The following is a 19,986-nucleotide window of genomic DNA, read 5'->3' as shown; positions in this document are numbered from 1 at the left end:
TCGACGGGCTGGAGATCCTGCCGCCCGGCATTGTGCCGCTGGCACTCTGGCGGCCCGACGAGGTCGTCACCGACGCGACCACCATCGGGGTGCGCTTCATGACCGGAGGCGTCGCGATCAAGCGCTAGCTGTAGGGACCATGGTCGTTGTTGACGGTTGAGCTGCCTGTGGGGTGATCATGGCGAAGACCTCCGTGGGTGGTGCTGGTGTCTGACGCCATCACCGATCACGACGGGAGATCTTCGTGTCCCACCGTAACGCCCGGTTGACCGTGCATGGGCGCGGGTTGCAGCCCAGGTCGTGACAGCAGTCCAAGACGTTGTCGACAGACTCAACAGCACTCCGCCGAAGATCGACTATCAACGACGCAGACGTGCGCTCGACGGCTGGCTGATTCCCGAAGACGTCTAAGAGACCATCACCGAACCACTCCAGCGCCTGCCTCACCCAGCGAAGGACTTCGGCCCCCGCAAACGCCACATCACGTCGTTGCTGCTCTGAACCGTGATCACCAACGGCGACTACCGCGCGGCGTCCCTGTTCCGCAACCGGATCCAGATCAGGCCGCGAGACGACCGGTTCGCGAGCCTGACACACCGACTGATGTTCGAGTTCCTGAGCGGCAAGGGCCAGGGAGCGCAACAAGCACGTCTTCGACCTGCTCAACGTGTTCGCTCCCTACCGAGCCCAACTCGAACACGCCATTGACCACGGAGGGTGTGTCCCGCCAGGGCTGGACCAGACTTGGCCATGACCGACTGTGCTGGAGCCTCCAGACAACCGAAGCGCGGAAAGGTGGCCCAGCCCGATCAACCACGCCATGGCGGCCAGGGCGTATCACGCTCTCGGATCTGTTCCACCGAGACGTCCTCCCAGTATCTATGGGCTTCGAGCAGGTTCGGCCGAACGATCTCGGCCGGTACCCGGCGACTGGAGCCGGGCGACGCGGGTGTCCTGATCAGGTAGCCGCTGACAGGGCGATCGGTGTCGTCAGCGACATCACCGGGCTCGCGATGCCGGGCTGCGCAGGGCGTCGGCCCCGATCCCGTCGGCGAGCGCGTCGTTCCTGACACCTACTCTCCGCCGTACTCCAGGCCACCTGTCCTCGCGTTAGTGATCTGAGCGTTGGTCAAAGTGTGTGCTTCCGGATCCATGACGGCCTCCTTCAAAGTGTGGAGGCGCCCGCGAAGCTTCACGGCCACCGCGTCAGGATCGTCGATCTCGGTCCATGACTCGTCCCGGGCCAACGGGACGTCGGTGTACGAAGGGACAATGCACTGATCCAGCATGTTGACCAGGCCGCGGCTCTGGGCGGGGTTGATGTGGCCGAGCCAGTGTCGTCGCTCCACGCGGTAGGTGACGAGAAAGTTCGAGACCGGCCGCCATCTTGGGTGCCCCTCGGAATCCTTGACGTAGACATGCATGGGCTTTCGGCTCCCGACCTCACCACCGTCGCGGGGCAGGCGTCCTGCGTTCCATTCTTTGGCGAACCGCTCTAGAAGGCGAACTCGAGTCTTGCCACCGTCGTCCGAGAGATACGCGAAGAAGCCGTTGCGGTCGTCGCCGTAGATCGTGTCTCCGGCGAGAGCCTCGTGGGTGAAGGTAGGCAGGACGACTGGCGTAAGCGTCGTCCAGATGACGGGGAGTTCCAGGATCTCGAGCCACCGGCCCGTGGCACTGTCATGAAGGGCGTAGAGCTCGATGCCAAGGTTTCGGGCGATTCCGGCTGTGGTCAGGGTGTCGCGCCAGAGGTGGGATTTGTAGCATGCGCCGTTGTCGGTGAGGACTCGCTCGACGGTGATGCCGTGGGTAGTGAAGAAGGTTTGGGCTCGCTGCCAGAACGCGGCCGCGGTCTCTTTCTTCTCGTCGGGCAGGATTTCGCTGTAGGCCAGGCGGGAATGGTCGTCGACCGCGTTGTGCAGGTAGCTGTAGCCGACATGGCTGTTGCCGTTGCCGTCCAGGGTTTTGCCTGGTGTGCGGGTGCGGTGTCGCTGCCCGGCTTGGCGGCCGGTGACCCGGTGCCCGCCGCCCTCGGGGATGTTGCCCAGCTTCTTGATGTCGACGTGGATCAGGTCACCGGGTGCGGCGTGTTCGTAGCGGCGGATCGATCGTCCGGTGGCCCGGTCCAGGTGCGCGAGCCGGGCCATGCCGTAACGGCGCAGGACTGCGTGCACCGTGGACGGGTTCAGGCCGAGCAGGTAGGCGATCCGGGCGGGTCCCCACCGGCGCAGGACCCGGACTTTGATGATCCGCCGTTCGGTGCGGGTCGGGGTCCGCGACGGGCTCCGGACAGGACGGGACGAGCGATCGACCAGTGGCCGGTTCCCGGCGTGCGTGCGCACAGGGAACCGGCCACAGCGGCCAGGGAACCGGGACGAGGACCTCAAACGCGACTACCGGCGCGGGCGTGACGTCGCTGGTGGCGCTGTCGGTGTACGTCATCGCCGTGCTCGTCCAGCGCATGTTCGGCGATGGCGGGCCGGGACCCGAGCTGACCGCCATCGCCTGGCAGTGGAACGCGGGCAACGTGCTCCGCATGGTGCTCACCGCGGTGACCGGTTGGTCGTTGTTCCGCGCGTCAACCTGACCGTGCCGCGCGCCAGTTCGATGCTCGTGGGCGGGCGGGGCGCCGTCGCCCTCCTCCTCGCGGAGCATTTCGACGGCGGCCCGGTGCTCGAGTTCACGGCGTTTGGTGCCGTAGAACATCGCGGTGACCTCGTTCAGGTAGGTCGCGGTGAGCGGGGTGCCCGCCCGTTTGCGCCGTCTGGCGCGCACGAGTTCGACCACTCCTACCGCCACCATCAGGAGGGTGGCTGCCGGAGTGCTTCAGGCCAGCAGCGTTTCCACCGGGTCCACACCGCGAAGCCACCCGAATTCAGCCCAGGGTGGCTGGGAGGACCCGGTGCCCGTTGGAGATGAAGGACGCCGTGGGCTCCAGCTCCGCCGGTTCGACCGCCAGCGCCAGCCGCGGGAAGCGCGCGAACAACGCTGGCAGCGCGATCTCCGCCTCCACCCTGGCCAGCGGGGCGCCGAGGCAGAAGTGCACCCCGTGCCCGAACGAGAGGTGGCTCTTGTTCGTCCGCGAAAGGTCGAATTCCTCCGGGTTGTCGCCGACCTCCGGCGCGCGGCCCGCGGCCGCGTACGAAGCCAGGATCGCCTCGCCCCGCTTGATCATCACCTCGTCGTTGACGACGATGTCTTCGACCGCGTACCGCAGCGGGAGGTGCGCGACGGGCGCCTGCCAGCGCAGCGTTTCCTCGATGACGTCGCCCCAGCCGTACTCGCCGTCGAGCACCTGGCGCAGCTGCTCCGGATGGGTCAGCAACGCGGTGATCGCGTGGTCGAGCAGGTTGACCGTGGTCTCGTGCCCTGCCGAGATCATCAGGATCAGCGTGTCGACGAGTTCGGCTTCCTGCAACGAGGAACCGTCCTCGTCGCGTGCCGCGATCAGGCCGCTGGTCAGGTCGTCGCCCGGCTGGGCGCGCCGCAGCGCCACCAGTTCGCCGAGGATCCGGTACATCTGCTCGCCGTTGGCCGCCGCCTCTTCCGGGGTGGCGGTGGTGTTGAACACCCCGTCGACCGCCTTGCGCAGATCGGCGCGGTGCTCGTCGGGCACGCCGAACAGCTGGCAGATCACCTCGATCGGCAGCGGGTAGGCGAAGTGCTCGCGCAGATCTACGACCCCGTCGGCGCCCTCGATCCGGTCGAGCAGGCCGCCGGTGATCTCCTCGACCCACGGCCGCAGCGCCTCGGTGCGACGGAAGGTGAACGCCTTGGACACCAATGACCGCAGCCGCCGGTGCTCGCCACCGTAGGCGGTGAACATGTTCTGCACGGCCACCCAGATCATCAGCGGCCAGTCCGCGGGTACCGTGCCCTCCCGCCACGCGGTCCAGTGCTGCCGCGGGTCCTTCGACACCCGCTGGTCACCGAGCAGGCGCTTGAGCAGCTCCGGATCGGTTACTGACCACGCCACCACCTGGCCAGGGAGCTCCACCAGCGTCGTGGTGCCGCGGGCGCGGAGTTCGGCGTTCTCGGCGTGGATGTCGGCGCCGGTGGGGTCGAGGACGAGGGGGCGGGGTGCGGCGGATTCCAATGGTGCTCTCCAGTCGGTTCGGTGGACGGAACTGGTGTGGGAACGACGGGGGTGAACAGCACGGGCAGCGCGGCGAGCGCGCGGTGGAACGGGCCTGGCCGCCACTGCAGCTGGTCCTCCGGCACGGCGAGGCGCAGATCGGGCAGCGCGTCGAGCAGGGTTTCGATGGCGGTGGTGGCGATCAGCCTCGCCGGGCCCTGCGCGGGGCAGGAATGCACGCCGGCGCCCCAGGCGATGTGCGCCCGGTTACCCACCCGCTGCTCGGCCCGCAGCGCGGGATCGGTGTTGGCGGCGGCGAAGCTGATCACCACCGGTTCGGCGGCGGGCAGGTGGGTGCCCATGAAGTCGACCCCTGGCCACGGGTAGCCGGCGGAGTAGTTGGCCATCGGCGGGTCGCCCCAGAGGATCTCCTCGAGCGCGTCCTCCACGTGCAGGCTGCCGCCAGCCAGGTCACCGGCGAAGCGGTCGTCGACCAGCAGCAGCCGCACCCCGTTGGCGATCAGGTTCTGCTGCGGCTCGGTGCCCGCGCCCATCAGCAGCACCAGCTGGTGCAGCATCTCCTCGTCGGTCAGCCGCGCCGGGTGCGCCATCATCCACGACGGCACGTCCTGGCCCGGCTGCGCCCGCTTGAGCGCGAGCAGTTCGAGCATGCTCGAGGTCAGCTCGGCGTTGGCCCGCTCGGGATCGACCATGTCGAAGATGCCGCGCATCCCGGCCACCAGCCGGTCCCCGAGCGCAGGCGGGCAGCCGAAGAGGTGGTTGAACACCTGCAGCGACAACGTGGTCGCGTAGTCGGTGAGCAGATCTCCCTTGCCCTCGGCGGAAAACCGGGCGATCAGCTCGCGCGCGGTCTGCTCGACGTAACCGCGCAGCGCGTGCGGGTTGAGCCGCGCCAGGCTGCCGGTGACCGCGCTGCGCAGGCGCGCGTGCACCGCGCCGTCGGTGAACAGGCAGTTGGGGCGGTAGCCCATCATCGGCATGACCGGGTTGTCCTCGGGCTGGTTCTGCTGCCAGCGCCGGGGATCGCGGGGAAAGGTCGACGGCGCGCGCAGCACTTCCAGTGCGGCTTCGTAACCAAGGACCAGGGTGGCGTTCACGCCAGGCGCGAGTTCGACCGGCGCGACGGGTCCGTGCGCGGCCCGCATCTTCGCGTAGACACCGGCGGGATCGCGGGCGAATTCTTCGTCGTAGAGGCGGGCGCGCTCGGCGTGCGCGGGGCAGCCGGGCGGTGGTCCGGCGGCGGGAGTGCTCACGAATGCTCCTGGCGGATGGGGTCGAAGAGGTAGTCGACAAGGCTGATCAGCGCCTGCGCGGACGACCCGCGATCGCGGGCGTCGCAGCTGACCAGGCGGGTTTCGGGAAGCAGGTCCAATGCTTCGCGAAGCTCGGCTTCGGGAAATCTCGGGGCGCCGTCGAACTGGTTGATGGCCACCGCGTACGGCAGGCCCAGTTCCTCCAGCAGTCCCATCACGTCGAAGGACTCTTCGAGCCGGGTGGGGTCCACCAGCACCAGCGCGCCCAGTGCCCCGTAGGCGAGGTCCTTCCACATTTGCGTGAACCGCTGCTGGCCAGGCGCGCCGAACAGGTAGAGCACCACGTCGTCGCCGATGGTCAGCCTGCCGAAGTCCATCGCGACCGTGGTGGTGTTCTTGCCGCGCACCCCGGACAGGTCGTCCACCAGCGCACCGGCTTGCGTCATCGTTTCCTCGGTGCGCAGCGGGCGGATTTCGGACAGCGTGCCGACGTAGGTGGTCTTGCCGACCGCGAACGGCCCCACCACCAGGATCTTCACCGAGGTCCGGACGGTGGCTGGGACGTAGCCGTCAGGTGAGAGCACGGAGGCCATCGAGTACCTTCTGCAGGAGTTGGTGGTCGGGGATATCGGCCTGGCGCACGGCGGCGCGGGCTTCGATGTGACCGGAATCGAGCAGGTCGGACAACAGCACTTTGGTCACGCTGGTCGGCAGGTTCAAGTGTGCGGCCACCTCGGCCACGGCCAGCGCACCGCCCCGGCAGAGCTCCATCACCCGCCGCTTCTCCGGGCTCAGCCCGGCCATCGGCGCCCAAGTGGCGGAGACGACGGTGGCCACGTCCAGCGTGTTGCGGGTCGGGTGGGCGCGGCCCTCGGTGACCACGTGCGGCCGCACCAAAGCCTGCTCGCGCCGGTTCGGGGTCATGCCCGGGAGCCTCCGGCGGCCGGGAAGCGCGGCGGCGCGGTCAGTTCCTGGCCGAGCCTCTGCACCAGTTCCTGCATGCGGGAGGAGACGCCTTCGACGTCGACCCTGCCGGTAGTGGACACCGCGACGTAGGCGCCTTGGCCGGCGGCGGTGAGGAAGACGAACCCGCCGTCGAACTCGATCAACGTCTGCCGCCACTGCTCGCCGGGCTGGCGGCAGAACTCGCCGGTGGCGCGGGCGAGCGATTGCAGCCCGGACACCGCGGCGGCGGTGCGCTCGGCGTCGTCACGGCTGATGCCCTCGGAATGGGCCATCAGCAGGCCGTCGGCGGAGAGCAGCACGGCGTAGAGCATCTCCGGCATCTGCAGGGCCTGGTCGAGCATCCAGCCGAGCCGGTTGGTGGTCGCGTCGGTGTTCGTGCTCACTGGGCATCCCTTTCGAGGTCGGTGGAAGTGGCGCGGCCGCGACGGGTTCCGCGTTGCCAGGCCGCGGCGGTGGCGACCGGTTTCGAGTCGGGCGCCGGAGCGGCCGGTGCGGCAGGCTCCGGGGCCTGGGTGGCGGCCAGCGTGCGGCGGCGGCGCCGGGGCAGACCGTGGGCGGTGGTGCCCAGATCCGTGGTCTTCACCGGGGAAGCGGCCACGACGGGCTCGGCAGGCCGGGCTGGTTCGGGCGTAGCGGGCATTTCGGGGGTTTCGGTTCGTGGGACCGGGGTGAGCACGGCTGGGGACGGGCTCGGCATGGTGATCCTGGTGAGCAGTTCCGTCGGCAGGAACAGCACCGCGCGCACCCCGCCGTAGGGCGACCGGGTGTCCACCGAGACGCGGAACCCGTACCGGTTGGCGAGCGCGCCGATTACCGCGAACCCGATGCGCGGCGGCACCCCGAGCGCGGCGATGTCCTGGCCGCCGTGGCCGCCGAGCAGCCAGGACGCGCGCTGCACCGCCTCCACCGTCATGCCGACACCGGCGTCGTCGATGATGATGGCGAGGCCGTTGTGCGCCTGCTGGAAAGTGACCTGCACCGGGGAGCCGGGCTGGGAGTGGCGGGCGCCGTTGTCCAGCAGTTCGGCCACCGCAAGCACCACCGGCTCCACCGCCTGGCTGACCACGGCGGTATCCGACGGCGCGGGAATCTGGACGCGCGCGTAGTCGCGGATGCGGCCGGTGGCGCCACGGACCACGTCGGTCAGCGTGGCGGCCGAGCGCTGCAGACCGGGCCACGAACCGCAGAGCACCGCGGTCGCCTGCGCACGGCGGCCCAGCTGCGAGTTCGCGTGGTCGAGGCCGAGCAGCCCGTGGAGCACGGACGGATCGTCGTGTCGGTCCTCCATCTCCGAGATCAGCACCTGCTGCTCACCGGCGAGGTTCTGCACCGTGCGCATCATCGCGCGCAGGGTCGCGGCGGCGGAATCGGCGGAATCGCGGCGGGTCTGCCCGAGCAGTTCGGTGATCGTTTCGAGCACCGCGCGGTGCGGATCGCCGTTGCCGCGCAGCGGGCCCGGCACGGTCACCGACGGATTCGCCAGCGACTCCGCGATCGCCGGGAGCCGCACCTCGCGCAGGTGGCGCTCCTCGGCTTCGCGCGCGTTCAACTCGGCGACGGCGGCATCTCGGTACCGGCCGACGGTGGTGGTGACGTTGCGCTGCCGGAGCAGCAGCACGGCGAGCGCGATGGCGAGCAACAACAGACAGATCAAGCCTGCCAGCAGCAGGGTGTATTCCATGAAATCCTCACGGTCAGCTGGGCGGGGACCGACCAGCCGGCTAGGCGATCGCAGGGAGCCGCACCAGGTCCGCGTCGGGGCCGCGGCCGCGCTGCCGGGCGAGGAGCATTCGGGCGGGCCCGGGACAGGACGGCATGTGCGCAGCTCCACAACGGCGGGGACGGACGTCACATCGCGCCTGGCGCAATGTCAGCAGCGAGTACCGTAGCGCAAACTGGGCGTGTTCTCCCAGACTTCGTGAAGAAAGGGCGCACCGCCAGTGAGGAAGGGCTTCGCCGCCGCCGACCTCGTCGACGAACACGGCGTGCGGCTCCTCGTGTGTGACACGTAGTTCCGCGAATTTGGCGGGCACCGGCGGGTTTCCGGTCCGGTGCGCACGGTGGCGTGCCACCAGGACAACGGCCTGGTCCGCCAACTGCTGCGCACCTCTGGCGCGGGCGCGGTACTGGTGGTCGACGGCCGCGGTTCACTGCACACCGCGCTGACCGGCGATCTGATCGCGGGCTCGGCGGTGGAGAACGGCTGGGCTGGGCTGATCATCAATGGCGGTGCGGGACAGCGCGGTGCTCGCGGAACTTCCGCTCGGGGTCAAGGCGCGGGCACGAATCCGCGCAACAGCACCAAAACCGGCGCGGGTGGCGTGGACGTGCCGGTGATCTTCGGCGGCATCACCTTCACTCCGGGAGACCTGGTCTACGCCGAGCCTGGGCCGTCGACGCCGGCGAGCGGGCGCGTGTCGTGGCGGGCACTATTCGGACTGATGGCGCCACAGTGGCCGCTAAGCTGCTGCTCGAATAGAGTCCCACGTCGAGGACCATCGGTGGCCCGCCGCACGGGGGATGTCGGGTGAGGTGAGTAGCGTGGGGAGTGTATGAAGCCGCGCTTGCTGGTGAATGTGGAGGGCGTTCGATTCCGTTTGCCGCTCCGGCGCCGCCGCCCGGCCATGTCGAATATCTGTGGTGCTTGTCGCGGTGGCAGAGAAGCGCGGTGCGACGAGCCTGACTCAATCCGGCGCATGGTGCTGCGCTGCTGGACGTCGCCTGGCGTGGGTGACGTCCTGGAGCACCGGGGGCGAACAGCACTGTCGGCCCGGCCCTAACAAATGGGCGCCCATTTGCCTTACCAGCGGGCGCCGATTTGAGCCCAGTGAGTGTCCTGGCCGTAATTCAAGACTAGCGTGAGTCGCCAGTTGCCGCCGGGCATATTATGGCAGACCCATGACTGCGCCGGGGCCTCCAATCGGAACGGTGTCTTGCAATACTGGTGGCCCCATTTGTTCATCAGCACCCAGGTCGCTTGGCCTCTGCCGTCGGCGTCGGCGTCGACACTCATCGTGCCACCTGGGAAGTCCGGGACGCCCAACGTACAGGTGATTGTCGGACAATCCCGGCGAAATGCGGCTTGCGTGCCCACCTCGCCTGCGGCGGCGGGTTCGACCGCCGGCGCGGCCACCGCGGTACCAGCCCCCGTCAGCGTCGTGCCGGCCACCGCGGCCAGGCCGCCGAGCAAGCCCAACAAACGTCGCTTCACGAAATCTCCTTTGGAGTTTCAGCGGCCCGGCAGTACACGCATAAGACATGCGTACTTCCCCTGGGTCGGGCCGCCGCATCAATGACCACAGTATCGTGCTGAGTTGGATTTTCAGTACTCGCGGTTCTTCACAGGGCACCCCCGTTACGGTTATTCATGCACAGCTCCATTCGAGTAGTCATCTTGCACGGGCGCGCACTTGTTGCTCAAGGGGCTCTTGATGCGAACTAACAGGGGTTTGATGCAGCTTTGTGCATCGACCCTTCGGTGCCAGGGGATCGGATGGCGACGGGTCAAGAGCTGGAACGGAAGGCGTCACAGTAATGTTTACCCGAGGTTCCACCGCTGCAGCCAGGACGAGTCGCAACGCTCAACCGTCAGCGACGCCGCGTCCGGCCGCAGGCACCTGCTGAGGTCCGCCGCTGAATTGATCCGGCTCCAGTTCGCTGGATCGAACCCATGGCACGCCGTCAGGTGCAGCGTCAGTTCACCTTCGACGACGTCGATCTGGCAGGTCCGAGGAATGGCCAGAGCCCGATTGATTGGATGGTCGTCGGCGGACACGACCCCGTGTCCACGTTCCTGGCCACTTATCCCGAACTTGCCATGCGGTCAGGGGTTCGAGCAGACGGTGCGCTTCTGGGCCCGCCGTGCTTACTGCAACACTTGATCCATCGTGTGGGACGCTGAGCTCGCACTCGGTCTTGAACCGCACGTGAGACCTGACGCCGCGATCGTCGGAACCGACGAGTTGCTCGAGAACCTGCAATACGCCGGGTCCTACTCACCCCGTATCGCGATGCTCAGAGGCAGCGGCGAGACACTCCGGCTGACCGGTCCCGCCGCCAGCCGGTTCATCACGCTTACCTCATGCGGCTACTCCTGTAGGAGAGGCAGCGGGGCCGCCTAGGAATTCGCTGATGCCACTGTCACTTCCGTACGTGCCGACGATGTCTTGCTCGTCTGGGGCAGGCTCGATCAGCCTGCCGCGCGGGTGGCCGAGACACTAAGCTGGTCGAAACGTGGGCTCAGCCGTCCGCCTTCTGATGGGCACAACTGTCCCGCGAACGCGGTGTCAAGGACATTTGGCCGCTGTTTGTGACAGCCCTCCTGACGTGGTTGCGTGCCTGACCGGGACGTAGGCCGACATCGCCGGCAGGCGCACTTGCGCCGGGTCTTGGGACAAGAAATATCGCGGAATCACCGCAACAGCGGCGGGGATAGAAGGAGTCTTAAAGGTGTGGAGTCCACACGGCGCACCTTCGACGAATTTTCCCGTGAGCATCTTCCGGGCTTGCTGCGGTTCGCCGCCGTACTGACAGGCGACCGCGAGCTTGCCCAAGATCTCGTCCAGGACGCCTTGGTGCGCGCACACCGGCACTGGGGACGGGTTGTCTCGGCCGATCGGCCGGATCTCTATCTCAGGCGGATGGTCGTCAACGGCCACCTGTCCTGGCGGAAGCGTTGGTACCAGCGCTCCGTCCGGCCAACCGCCGACTACGCGGGCGCTGAACCGTCGTCCGGTGACCCGACGGCCACCATAGCCGACCGAGAGCAGCTTGTCGTCTTGCTCCGGAAGCTGACTCCCGCCCAGCATGCCGCCATCGTCCTGCGGTTCTACGAGGATCGTGACGACACCGAGATCGCTGAAGCGATGGGTTGTGCCACCGGCACCGTGCGGAGTCACATCTCGCGCGGGCTCGCGGTCCTGCGGCTCCACCTCGAATCCGACCTTGCGGAGGTATCTGAATCATGACCGACCTCGACCTGCTCCGAAAGAGCCTGCGAGAGAGAGAAAGCCTGGCTCCCGACGCAACCGCGACGCTGGTCAAGACGCACTCCATCCTGCGGCGGCGTAGGTCGGTACGGCGCGCGACCGCGCTCACCGCCACCGCCACCGTCACCACCGGTGTTTTAGTCGCCGGAGGGCTGCTAATGCTGGAAGGAGACCGGCCGCCTGTCGCGGTGGAGCCTGCTGCATCGGCTCTTCCGCCGGCGAGGACGGTCGAGACGGCACAGTCGCTGCCGTTCACGGTCGGTCGGCTGCCCGCGGGGTTCGTCCTGGACTCTTGGGCGCTCAAGCCCGGCGAGGTCTCGGCGCAGTATGTGGGCAACGGCAGCTTCGAGACGATCGTCGTCCGGGTCCGGAGCCAAGACCCAGTTGCCGGTACGGAGGATGAATCCCGCAGGATCAACGGGATCCTTGCGGTGCTGCGAACAGTGGACGCGCGGTCCGGCTTCAGGGAGTTGAGCTGGCAGCTGTCCCCTGGCAAATGGGCCAGCATCGGCGGCGCCTCAAGCGCCATCACGGTGAAGACACTGCAGGAGGTCGCCGAGTCCGTCACCGCACGGCCGAGCCCGGTGACCGCGACGCTGAGCAGGATCGCGGTGCCGCAGTCGATGACGTTGCAAGCCGCAGATGGAGGAAGCATCGACGGTCCGGAATCGTTCCGTTTCTGTCCTGACGGCTCCGCTGCTGACGGTCCGGCTTGTATCCTCGTCGGTATCCGAGCCGGGACCGCACCTGCCACATGGCAGAGGATCGGCCCGGGAACGGTGAACGACGTCAAGGAATTGCCTTTGAAGCCATCAGACGGGCTTCTGCTCACCGATGACGGCCAAGTCGTGGTCCGGCAGATCAACGCGAAGTACTGGATCTCCGTGACCTCTGCGAACGCGACTACAGCCACACTGAAAGAAATCGCGAGGAGCGGCGTGGCCTGAGCCAGGTACCGCGGGGTTCCCAGAAGAGCCGCCTGCAGAATCCATACGAGCGCCACCTTGTTCGTTGAGCAAGTGGCGCTCGTATGGATGGCATGATGTATCCGGCCCTTCCTGTCCGGCTCGTGACCGGCCGAAGGGTTGCCGTCGAATTCGCAACGGTGCGAACGGGGTCGGCGAGGTTCAGCGATGCGTCGGCACTGGGCCGTTCCGACATATAGCGTCGAGTTCGACAACCAACCCGACTGGTTTCCCAAGACGACACCGCCGACGACGAACATCGGCACGCCAACACGAGCTGGTTAATCGAGACCTTCTTCGCCGGGTGCTTGGCCGTAGGACGGGTGCGTACTTCCCCGCCTCACTGGAGCTGGCGGTGCTGGTGGGCGACATCGACCCCGGCGCGCTCGACGTCCTCGAGACCAAGCTCGGCGAACTCGGCCCGCACGCACGCGCCTGTGTGGAAGACTTTCCCTGCCCCGTGCCCGCGTTCACTTTCTGGCCCTGGCGCTAGAACGTCATCATGGCCCGCTGCTGCGCCGGAACCCGTTCGTGGAAGCCGGGTTGTCCGCGGAGATCTTCGACGAGCAGGCGGTGCTCCGCGCGCTGATGGACCTGCTCTATGACGAGCCCACCCACCGCGCGCTGGCCGACCGGCGAGCGGACTACCTACGCGCGCTCGCCCTACTGCCCAGTGCCGCCGACGCGGTCCGCGCCGCGCTGCGCCGCCCGCAATCTTGACCTCAAGCGAAGTTGAGGTTCTATCGTCGACATGTCGCCGCCGTGCCCGCGCAGGGCCATGCAGTTTTGGAAGGACTGGAATGCTCATTGCCACGGACGTTGCGGAGGTCCTCGCCGAGGTGCGGGTGTTGGAAATGGCCATCATCGGCCGCGACGGCAGTCCACAGGTGCGGCCGATGGCTTCCGCCTGGGTCTCCGAGTCCCAGCAGGTCGTCATCACCACCCCGGTCTCCTACCCGCAGAAGGCGTTCGACATGCGGCGGAACGGGCGCGTCGCACTGTTGTACTCCGATCCGGTGGGCAGCGGGCTGACCAACGCGCGCACGGTGCTGCTGCAGGGCGTCGTGAGCGCGCCAGATGTGGTCGCCACGCCGCAGGACCTCAAGGAGTACTGGCGGGAACTCTTCCGCAAGAACCCGAACCTGGTCGAGGAGTTCGCCGATGAGGGCGCCCGGTCCACCATGGACTGGTACTACCTCCGCCTGCCCTTCTTCTTTACTCCGGAAAAGGTGCACCAGCTGGAGAGCTTGTCTGCCGGGGGCGCGATCGAGCCTCAACCGGACGAGTCCGCTTTGATGGCGGTGCGGATCGAGGACTCGCTGCAGCGGTACCCGAGCGTCACGTTCGCGACGCTTGATGCCGACGGATACCCGTACGTCGCGCGCGCCGAGGTTGAAAAGTCCTCTGTGGACGGTGAGCTGACCCTGCGGACGCGTGAGGACTTCGCCGGGGCACCAGGTAAGGGGGCCTTGCTGTGGCATCGCCACAACGGGCAGTCCGGCGACATGGTTTCGCTGCACGTGACCGGGACCGCGGAAGGATCCGATACCGAGTGGACCTTCCGGCCCGAACGCATTCCCGGGGCGCTGGCCGGTGGGCACACCGACGATTCGTGGGAGGCCTGGATCGAGGACGGCCGCGACCGCACGCGTAAGTACCTCGAGCGCCGGGGTCTCATCGCCCCGACGATCGACTGGTCGGCGCTGGCCGCGCTGGCCCCTGCCTGAGTGGGGTGTCGGTCGTGCCGGTCGAGATCTTCTACGATGTGCTCTGCCCGTGGTGCTACGTCGGCAAACGTCGGCTCGACGAGGCACTGGCCCGTCGGCCTGCGAAGCTCCGCTGGCGAGCGTTCAACCTGATTCCGGGCGCGCGGCGTGAACCGGCGGGAACCGTGCCGGAGGCGATGGCGGCATACCTTGCCCCCGAACAGGTACCCGGTCGGATCGCGGTGATCCACGCCACCGGTGCCGAGCTGGGACTGGACATCGACCTGCCGGGGACTCGCCAGGTGACGAGTTTCGACGCGCATCGGCTGCTGAAGCTGGCGGCCGACCACGGCCGGATGGACGCGGTGATGGACGCGATGTACCGCGCGCATTTCACCGAGCACCGGGTCATTTCCGATCCGGCCGTGCTGGCCGAACTGGGCGCCGACACCGGGTTGGACCGCGCGGAGGTCGCGCGGGTTCTGAACAGTATGGAGTACACCGACGAGGTGCTCGCGGACTTCCACCGCGCGGCGGAAGCGGGAGTGCGGATGGTGCCGTCCATCATCGCCGGTTCCGGCGGCCCGCAGCCACTGCTGCGGCCCGTGGAGGTGCTCGCCGGGGCAGCGAAGAACTGAACCGGCCCCGGGTACCGGAAGCACGCGGTTGCGGTACCCGGGGTCTTCGTCATCCCGCGGTCGGCTGCCTGGCTTCCCGTAGCAACGTCACCAGCCGGTCGACGTCCAGCGCGCCGGACACCGCCCGCCGATCGCCGAGCCGGTAGGACGGCACGGCCGTCACCCCTACCTCCCTGGCCGTCCGCTCGTCGGCGCGGACCTCGGCTGCGTATCGCGTGCTGCCGAGGACGTCGTCGACGTCCTCGGCGGGCAGGCCCACCCCGGCGGCGAGCTCTCGGAGCACGGCGTGGTCGGACAAGTCGGCGGCTTCGGCGTGATAGGCGGCGAAAAGCCGGTCCAGCAGCGCCTCTTACAACGCCTCGTTCGGCGGCCGAGTGCAGCAGCCGGTGCGCGTCGAAGCTGTTGACCGGGCTGATCTTCTCCGGCGCCATGCGCACGCTCGCCGCCGTGGCCTTGGCGCGGATATCGGTGAACACGGACTCGATCTCGGTCTCGCTCATCTGCCAGTCCCGCCGCATGATCACGGCCAGCCGGTCGCCCTTGCCCGGCGGCAGGTGCGGGCGGAGTTCGAACGACCGCCACACCGTGCGCACATCATCCGCGAAACCACACCGCGCCAGCGCCGCACGCCAATTGAGTTTGCCGAGGTAGCACCACGGGCACATCACGTCCGACCAGATTTCCACGGTCAGCATGGGGTCTCCTCCTCAGATCCCGCCTTGCCCTTGACGGAGAGGGCGAGGATCACGGACAGTGCCAGGAAGGCGCCAACGACGATGAACACCAGGTTCAGTGAGGACGCCAGCCCCTCCAGGATCGGCTGGGCGAGCCTGCCGTCGACCTGCGCCAGGAACGAGGTGTCGTCGAGGCCGACCGTCCCCGTGGCCTGGATTTCCCCGACCAGCTTGGCGTTGGCGGGGACGGCGAGTACCTGTGGGTCTCGTAGCGCGGTGCTCAGCGGGTCCTGCTCCGACGCCGCGCGGAAGCTGTCCCCGACTCGATCATCGGCGACGCCGAAGAGCAGCGAGACGAACACCGCGGTACCGGCCACCCCGCCGATCTGCCGGGTGAAGCTGTACAGACCGCTGGCCAGCCCGATGTCCGAGGCAGGCACGCTGTCCTGGATGGCGATCAGGATGACTTGGAAGAACACGCCCATGCCGTAGCCGAGCACGGTCACCAGTACGCCGAGCACGAACACCGGTGTGGCCACGCCGACCCAGCCGAGCAGCAGGTACACCAGGGTCATCAGCGTCATGCCGCCTGCCAGCACCGTCTTGTACCCGAAGCGGTTCATCAGCGGGCTGGAATTGCGTGCGCCGAGCGTGGTGGCCAGCGACTGTGGGAGCAGCAGCAACCCGGCCGCGACCGGCGAAAGCCCCTTGACGATTTGCAAGTACAGCGGGAATAAGGCGAGTCCGGCGAAGACCCCTAGACCACCGAGGAAATTCACCATGTTGACCAAGGTGAACGACAGGTTGCGGAAGAGCTTTGCCGGCAGCAGCGCGCTGTCGCCGACCCGGCGCTCCACCAGGAGAAAGGCCACCAGCCCGACGCCGCCGAGCGCGTAGAGCGCGATCGAGAGCGGCGCCCCCCAGCCCCAATGCCTGCCGTTCTCGGCCACGACCAGCAGCGGCAGCACCGTGATGGCCAGGGTGATCGCGCCGCCGTAGTCCACGCGCTGCCGCGCGCCCTTGGCAGACACTTTCAGCAACAGCACCACGAGTAGGCCGGCCACCAGTCCGATCGGGACATTGATGAAGAAGATCCAGCGCCAGCCCGCGATGCCCAGTATTTCCGGAGAACCGGCGAACAGGCCACCCAGCACCGGTCCGGCCACACTGGCCACGGCGAAGACAGCACCGAGGTTCGCCTGATACCGCGCGCGTTTGTCCGGCGGCGCGATGTCGGCGACCACCGCGAGGGCGAGCGAGGTGAGCCCGCCGGCGCCCAGACCCTGCACCGCCCGCGCGCCGGCCAGCTGATAGATCGACTGCGAGAGCCCGCACAGCACCGAACCGGCGAGGAACAGCACGATCGCGATGATGTAGAGCCGCTTGCGGCCGTAGATGTCGGACAGTTTTCCGTACAGTGGCGCGGAGATCGTCAGCGTGACCAGATAAGCCGTGCTCACCCATGCCTGCAGAGTCAGGCCCTGCAGCTGGTCGGCCACCGTACGCAGCGCGGATGCCATGATCATGGTGTCCAGCGCGCCGAGGAACATGCCGAGCATCAGCCCGGTCAGGATGGTGACCACGGCGCGTCCGCCGGTGTCCGGCTGGGCGGCGCGCACGGTGCCGGTCATCGCGGTCTCGCAGTGATAGCCGCAGACGTCATAAACCCCCTTGGAGAACGAAAGAAGCCAGGCGAGGACGACTCTGCAACCTCAAGCATGATTGAGGTCAAGTGGACTTCGCCGGGAGTCTTGGCCGCGTCGAGTGATGCTGGACCGGCGCCCCGCAGGGTGAAGGCATGCGAGTTCTCTTTGTGGCAGGCGGCAGCGGGGGCGTCATCTTCGCGGTGACCCCGTTGGCCTTGGCGATGCGCTATGCGGGGCACGAAGTATTGGTGGCCACTCCACAGAACACGGTCCCGACCGTGACGAGCACCGGTTTGCCGGCTGTGGCGTCGTCACAGAAGAACATGATGGATTTCATGTTCGCCGATCGGCGGGGAACACCCTTAACCCTGCCGAAGGGCCCGCACGAGCGCCTGATCTTCAACGGCAGGGGATTCGGCCGGTTCGCCGCGGAGAGCATGCCGGCCCTCACCGACCTGTCCGCGCACTGGCGGCCGGACGTGGTGGTGGGTGGCGCGCTGTCCTTCGCGGCCCCGATGCTGGCGGCGGAAACTCGGCGTGCCCCATGTCAGACACGCCATCGGCAGGGGAGAGCCGCGGATCATCGACCTGGCGGCGGCCGCCGAACTGGGTCCGGAGCTGGAGGCACTCAGCCTGGACGAGCTTCCCCCGCCCGATCTTTTCGTCGATATCTGCCCGCCGAGCCTGCAGCGTTCCGACGCCGCCGAGGGGCAGTTCATGCGCTACATCCCGGTGAGCAGCCCGCGTCAGGTCAAGCCTTGGATGTACCGCCGCGGCGAACGGCCGCGGGTACTGGTCACCGCGGGCAGCCGGGTCACCCGCGACTATGACTTCGACGTGCTCACCGGCTAGGTGGAGAAGGTGTCCCAGCTCGACGTCGGCCTGCTGGTCGCGGCCCCGGACGACATCGCCGAAGAACTGCGGCCATTGCCGGACAACGTGCACGCCGGGTGGCTGCCGCTCGACGTCGTCGTGCACAGCCTCGACCTTCTGGTCCATCACACCGTTGGCAACACGATGCTCACCGCGCTGGCCAACGGCGTGCCACAGGTGCTCATCCCGTACTTGCCGAACGTCACCGACTACGCGCAGCGCCTCAGTACGTTCGGCGCGGCAGTGACCGTACAGCCGGGTGAGGACACCGCGGACGCGATCCTCGCCGCCGCCGTGCGAGTTCTGGACGATCCCTCATTCTGGGAGCGAGCCACGGAAATCGCCGAGGAGAACGCCGGTCAGCCGCCCCCGCCGACATGGTTGGGGCGATCAGAATCCCGAGGTCCGCCGCACCTCTCGATGTGCGGATCCGGCGCCGACAAGGCCGGACGGCCGACTGACTGACCCTACCCGCGCCCGTTGGGGGGGCATGTTCTTGAGGCCGATGGAAGTTGGCGTCCTCGCAGCACGCGCTTCGATCCGCGGAGGAGGACACCTAGTACGGGAACGTGGGGTGCCACGTCTGGGCTCGCTGGGGGCGGAGCTTGGTGAAGGTGGGCTGCAGCGGCGTTGCCGCTCGGTCTCTCGCGGGTTTCAGGCGGTTGGTGGGTGTTCCCGGTTCATGACTTTCGCGGCTTGGAGTCGGCGTCCGGTGCTGGGGCTGACCAGTGCGGCCAAGTTGCTTTGAGGGGCGATGGTGTTCGGGTTGTAGCCGTTGAAGGTGGTGACGCGAGGCGGCTTCGCGGATGTCCATGATGTCCATTGGCCGCTCGGTTGGGTGATCAGGTCCGGTTGGTCGCGGCGTTTGCGCCAGAGTTCTGAGCAGGCGAGGAAGGTCCCGACCACTGCGTAGTTCACCGATTCGACGACGCCGGTGAGGGTGGACAGGGAGTCCTCGTGAGCAGCAGTGTGTCGATGCCGATCACGACCCCGGCAAGGGTGTCGAGGATCGACCCGGTGGCGTGGAGAACGCCGGCTTCGTGTGCGTGGATCCGGGCATCTCGCCGAGCTTCGAGGTCGGTGCGCTGGAGGAGGTTGGGGAGCCGCCCGGTCTCCTTCAGGCACTTGATCAACGCGTGATCGTCGCCGTGGCGGTTCTCGCGAAGGTCGGCCAGGTGGACTGCCGCGGAACGGAGGTTCTCTTCGACCGCAGTGACCAGACCGTAGAGGTAGTCCATGATCCCGGTGATCGTGACGTCGTCCAGCCCGTAGTCGTGCCACCAGGTGAACCCGCCGCGGTCGGTGTCGAAGTCGGCTTCAATCAGGCTGGCCAGTTCCTCCGTCGCCTGGAGAGCCTTCAGCACGGGGTGGTCATAGCCCATGACATCATCCCTCCGGCCGTTCGCAGATCTGTGGGCAAGCACTGTAAGCCCGGGGAACACGCACCTCGTAACGGATTTCCGTGGGGCGAGTCGCTCTTCGAGAAGGCGAGCACCTGGCCAGGGCCAATTTTCACCCGGTCGGGTAACGCCAGTGCGCGGGTGCCGGTCCTGGGCAGCGTCGGCTTCGGACAATCGGTCGAGGCTGGACCAGGGGTGGCCGGAACCGGAGCCGGTCGCGGGCGGCAGCCGCGCTGGGTTGGTGGCGCGGCGCGGCCTGCCCTGTCCGGAGCGAGCAGTTCGGCGATCGCCCGGTGTGGCCGCGTTGGGGGCTGGCTCGACACGATCGCGAGCAGTTCTCCGTCGAAGCGGCGGCCGCCTCTCGCTGATACGCGGCCCCGGGCCTTCGTCCCTCACCTCTCTGCGCTCGTCACGGCTCAGAGAGGTGAGGGACGAGGACCAGGCGCGCGCCGTGGCGTGACGATGGCTGTCGGGTTCGGGAGGCTTTCGGTGGTGGGGTGGGTTCGCTGGCGATGACGCGCAGTGTTGGCGGGCCGTTCTGTGTTTGGTGCCGTTCGGGTCTCGGCTCCCAGCGGGGGTCGAGTTCGTGCCACAGTTGGGGCCAGTCGATTTCTGAAAAGTGGCAGGCGAGTGCACCGCCAGTGTTCGCGTAGGGCTGGGGCACGATGTCGGGTTTGCCGAGGGCGTGTTCTGCTGTGAAGGTTGTCCACCAGTCGAGGTGGCGTGTGCAGGCCTCGCACCAGCGGCGTTGTCCGGTTGTCCAGTCGGTGAGCATGGTGCT

The 19,986-nt window shown here is 67.7% G+C and carries 21 protein-coding genes and 4 pseudogenes; 11 read left to right on the top strand and 14 right to left on the bottom strand.

Annotation, left to right across the window (positions count from 1 at the left end; genetic code table 11):
* Positions 1–8: 8 nt before the first annotated feature.
* On the top strand, positions 9–128 hold the full coding sequence (locus tag ACM6LU_RS36830; RefSeq protein WP_414942488.1) for a hypothetical protein: 120 nt from the start codon (positions 9–11) through the stop codon (positions 126–128).
* A gap of 1,605 nt (positions 129–1,733) precedes the next feature.
* On the opposite strand, the pseudogene ACM6LU_RS36825 reads toward ACM6LU_RS36830, so the two are convergent.
* Positions 1,734–2,327, bottom strand: a pseudogene (locus tag ACM6LU_RS36825) (DDE-type integrase/transposase/recombinase); the annotation flags it as partial.
* 80 nt (positions 2,328–2,407) lie between these two features.
* Here ACM6LU_RS36825 and ACM6LU_RS36820 point away from each other — a divergent pair.
* Positions 2,408–2,587: a hypothetical protein gene (locus ACM6LU_RS36820; RefSeq protein ID WP_414942489.1), complete on the top strand. Its 180-nt coding sequence runs from the start codon at positions 2,408–2,410 to the stop codon at positions 2,585–2,587.
* 71 nt (positions 2,588–2,658) lie between these two features.
* Here the strand turns inward: ACM6LU_RS36820 and ACM6LU_RS36815 are convergent.
* The 7 genes and pseudogenes from ACM6LU_RS36815 to ACM6LU_RS36785 form a co-directional block, all read right to left on the bottom strand.
* A pseudogene (locus ACM6LU_RS36815) lies at positions 2,659–2,706 on the bottom strand (hypothetical protein); the annotation flags it as partial.
* A gap of 169 nt (positions 2,707–2,875) precedes the next feature.
* Entirely contained in the window at positions 2,876–3,979 is a 1,104-nt protein-coding gene (locus ACM6LU_RS36810) for a cytochrome P450 family protein (protein WP_414942487.1), read from the bottom strand.
* Complete coding sequence (locus tag ACM6LU_RS36805; protein ID WP_414942483.1) at positions 3,961–5,349, bottom strand: cytochrome P450; 1,389 nt, start codon at positions 5,347–5,349, stop codon at positions 3,961–3,963. The genes ACM6LU_RS36810 and ACM6LU_RS36805 overlap by 19 nt, the downstream gene beginning before the upstream one ends.
* The gene (locus tag ACM6LU_RS36800; protein ID WP_414942482.1) at positions 5,346–5,942 is read right to left on the bottom strand and encodes a GTP-binding protein; all 597 of its coding nucleotides are present in this window, start codon (positions 5,940–5,942) and stop codon (positions 5,346–5,348) included. Before ACM6LU_RS36800 ends, ACM6LU_RS36805 begins: the two co-directional genes overlap by 4 nt.
* On the bottom strand, positions 5,920–6,273 hold the full coding sequence (locus ACM6LU_RS36795) for a DUF742 domain-containing protein (RefSeq protein ID WP_414942481.1): 354 nt from the start codon (positions 6,271–6,273) through the stop codon (positions 5,920–5,922). Before ACM6LU_RS36795 ends, ACM6LU_RS36800 begins: the two co-directional genes overlap by 23 nt.
* Entirely contained in the window at positions 6,270–6,698 is a 429-nt protein-coding gene (locus ACM6LU_RS36790; protein ID WP_414942480.1) for a roadblock/LC7 domain-containing protein, read from the bottom strand. Before ACM6LU_RS36790 ends, ACM6LU_RS36795 begins: the two co-directional genes overlap by 4 nt.
* Positions 6,695–7,996: an ATP-binding protein gene (locus ACM6LU_RS36785; RefSeq protein WP_414942479.1), complete on the bottom strand. Its 1,302-nt coding sequence runs from the start codon at positions 7,994–7,996 to the stop codon at positions 6,695–6,697. Before ACM6LU_RS36785 ends, ACM6LU_RS36790 begins: the two co-directional genes overlap by 4 nt.
* Before the next feature lie 367 nt (positions 7,997–8,363).
* Between ACM6LU_RS36785 and ACM6LU_RS36780 the strand changes: the two are divergent.
* Positions 8,364–8,846: pseudogene (locus ACM6LU_RS36780) on the top strand (hypothetical protein); the annotation flags it as partial.
* A 269-nt stretch (positions 8,847–9,115) separates the two neighbouring features.
* Here the strand turns inward: ACM6LU_RS36780 and ACM6LU_RS36775 are convergent.
* Positions 9,116–9,526 (bottom strand): hypothetical protein, encoded by a 411-nt coding sequence (locus ACM6LU_RS36775; protein ID WP_414942478.1) that lies wholly within the window; start codon positions 9,524–9,526, stop codon positions 9,116–9,118.
* Between the two features lie 327 nt (positions 9,527–9,853).
* The gene (locus ACM6LU_RS36770; RefSeq protein WP_414942477.1) at positions 9,854–10,090 is read right to left on the bottom strand and encodes a hypothetical protein; all 237 of its coding nucleotides are present in this window, start codon (positions 10,088–10,090) and stop codon (positions 9,854–9,856) included.
* A gap of 676 nt (positions 10,091–10,766) precedes the next feature.
* On the opposite strand from ACM6LU_RS36770, the gene ACM6LU_RS36765 reads away from it, so the two are divergent.
* The 6 genes from ACM6LU_RS36765 to ACM6LU_RS36740 all read left to right on the top strand — a co-directional run bounded on the left by ACM6LU_RS36765 (position 10,767) and on the right by ACM6LU_RS36740 (position 14,612).
* Positions 10,767–11,282 (top strand): SigE family RNA polymerase sigma factor, encoded by a 516-nt coding sequence (locus ACM6LU_RS36765; RefSeq protein ID WP_414942476.1) that lies wholly within the window; start codon positions 10,767–10,769, stop codon positions 11,280–11,282.
* Positions 11,279–12,250 (top strand): hypothetical protein, encoded by a 972-nt coding sequence (locus tag ACM6LU_RS36760; RefSeq protein WP_414942475.1) that lies wholly within the window; start codon positions 11,279–11,281, stop codon positions 12,248–12,250. The genes ACM6LU_RS36765 and ACM6LU_RS36760 overlap by 4 nt, the downstream gene beginning before the upstream one ends.
* Before the next feature lie 322 nt (positions 12,251–12,572).
* The gene (locus ACM6LU_RS36755) at positions 12,573–12,761 is read left to right on the top strand and encodes a hypothetical protein (RefSeq protein WP_414942474.1); all 189 of its coding nucleotides are present in this window, start codon (positions 12,573–12,575) and stop codon (positions 12,759–12,761) included.
* A complete protein-coding gene (locus tag ACM6LU_RS36750) occupies positions 12,704–12,988 on the top strand; it encodes a DUF6365 family protein (protein ID WP_414942486.1) in 285 nt (94 codons plus the stop codon). Before ACM6LU_RS36755 ends, ACM6LU_RS36750 begins: the two co-directional genes overlap by 58 nt.
* Before the next feature lie 80 nt (positions 12,989–13,068).
* The gene (locus ACM6LU_RS36745; RefSeq protein WP_414942473.1) at positions 13,069–13,995 is read left to right on the top strand and encodes a pyridoxamine 5'-phosphate oxidase family protein; all 927 of its coding nucleotides are present in this window, start codon (positions 13,069–13,071) and stop codon (positions 13,993–13,995) included.
* 14 nt (positions 13,996–14,009) lie between these two features.
* Positions 14,010–14,612, top strand: a complete 603-nt coding sequence (locus ACM6LU_RS36740) for a DsbA family oxidoreductase (protein WP_414942472.1) — start codon at positions 14,010–14,012, stop codon at positions 14,610–14,612.
* 49 nt (positions 14,613–14,661) lie between these two features.
* Here the strand turns inward: ACM6LU_RS36740 and ACM6LU_RS36735 are convergent, their stop codons facing one another.
* From ACM6LU_RS36735 to ACM6LU_RS36725, 3 genes and pseudogenes are all read right to left on the bottom strand, one after another.
* On the bottom strand, positions 14,662–14,952 hold the full coding sequence (locus tag ACM6LU_RS36735) for a DsbA family oxidoreductase (RefSeq protein ID WP_414942485.1): 291 nt from the start codon (positions 14,950–14,952) through the stop codon (positions 14,662–14,664).
* Positions 14,953–14,968: 16 nt separating this feature from the next.
* Positions 14,969–15,307 (bottom strand): annotated as a pseudogene (locus tag ACM6LU_RS36730) (DsbA family oxidoreductase); the annotation flags it as partial.
* The gene (locus tag ACM6LU_RS36725; RefSeq protein WP_414942471.1) at positions 15,301–16,917 is read right to left on the bottom strand and encodes an MDR family MFS transporter; all 1,617 of its coding nucleotides are present in this window, start codon (positions 16,915–16,917) and stop codon (positions 15,301–15,303) included. The pseudogene ACM6LU_RS36730 and the gene ACM6LU_RS36725, both read right to left, overlap by 7 nt.
* 552 nt (positions 16,918–17,469) lie before the next feature.
* On the opposite strand from ACM6LU_RS36725, the gene ACM6LU_RS36720 reads away from it, so the two are divergent.
* Positions 17,470–17,784, top strand: a complete 315-nt coding sequence (locus ACM6LU_RS36720; protein ID WP_414942470.1) for a hypothetical protein — start codon at positions 17,470–17,472, stop codon at positions 17,782–17,784.
* A gap of 9 nt (positions 17,785–17,793) precedes the next feature.
* Positions 17,794–18,270, top strand: coding sequence for a glycosyltransferase (locus ACM6LU_RS36715; RefSeq protein ID WP_414942469.1), 477 nt, complete (start codon positions 17,794–17,796; stop codon positions 18,268–18,270).
* Between the two features lie 449 nt (positions 18,271–18,719).
* On the opposite strand, the gene ACM6LU_RS36710 is transcribed toward ACM6LU_RS36715, so the two are convergent.
* Positions 18,720–19,187, bottom strand: a complete 468-nt coding sequence (locus ACM6LU_RS36710; RefSeq protein ID WP_414942468.1) for a hypothetical protein — start codon at positions 19,185–19,187, stop codon at positions 18,720–18,722.
* Positions 19,188–19,986: the final 799 nt, after the last annotated feature.

The sequence above is a fragment of the Amycolatopsis sp. cmx-11-51 genome (genome assembly GCF_047608665.1).
Taxonomy (GTDB): Bacteria; Actinomycetota; Actinomycetes; order Mycobacteriales; family Pseudonocardiaceae; genus Amycolatopsis.
This window is presented reverse-complemented; position numbering and strand designations above follow the sequence as displayed.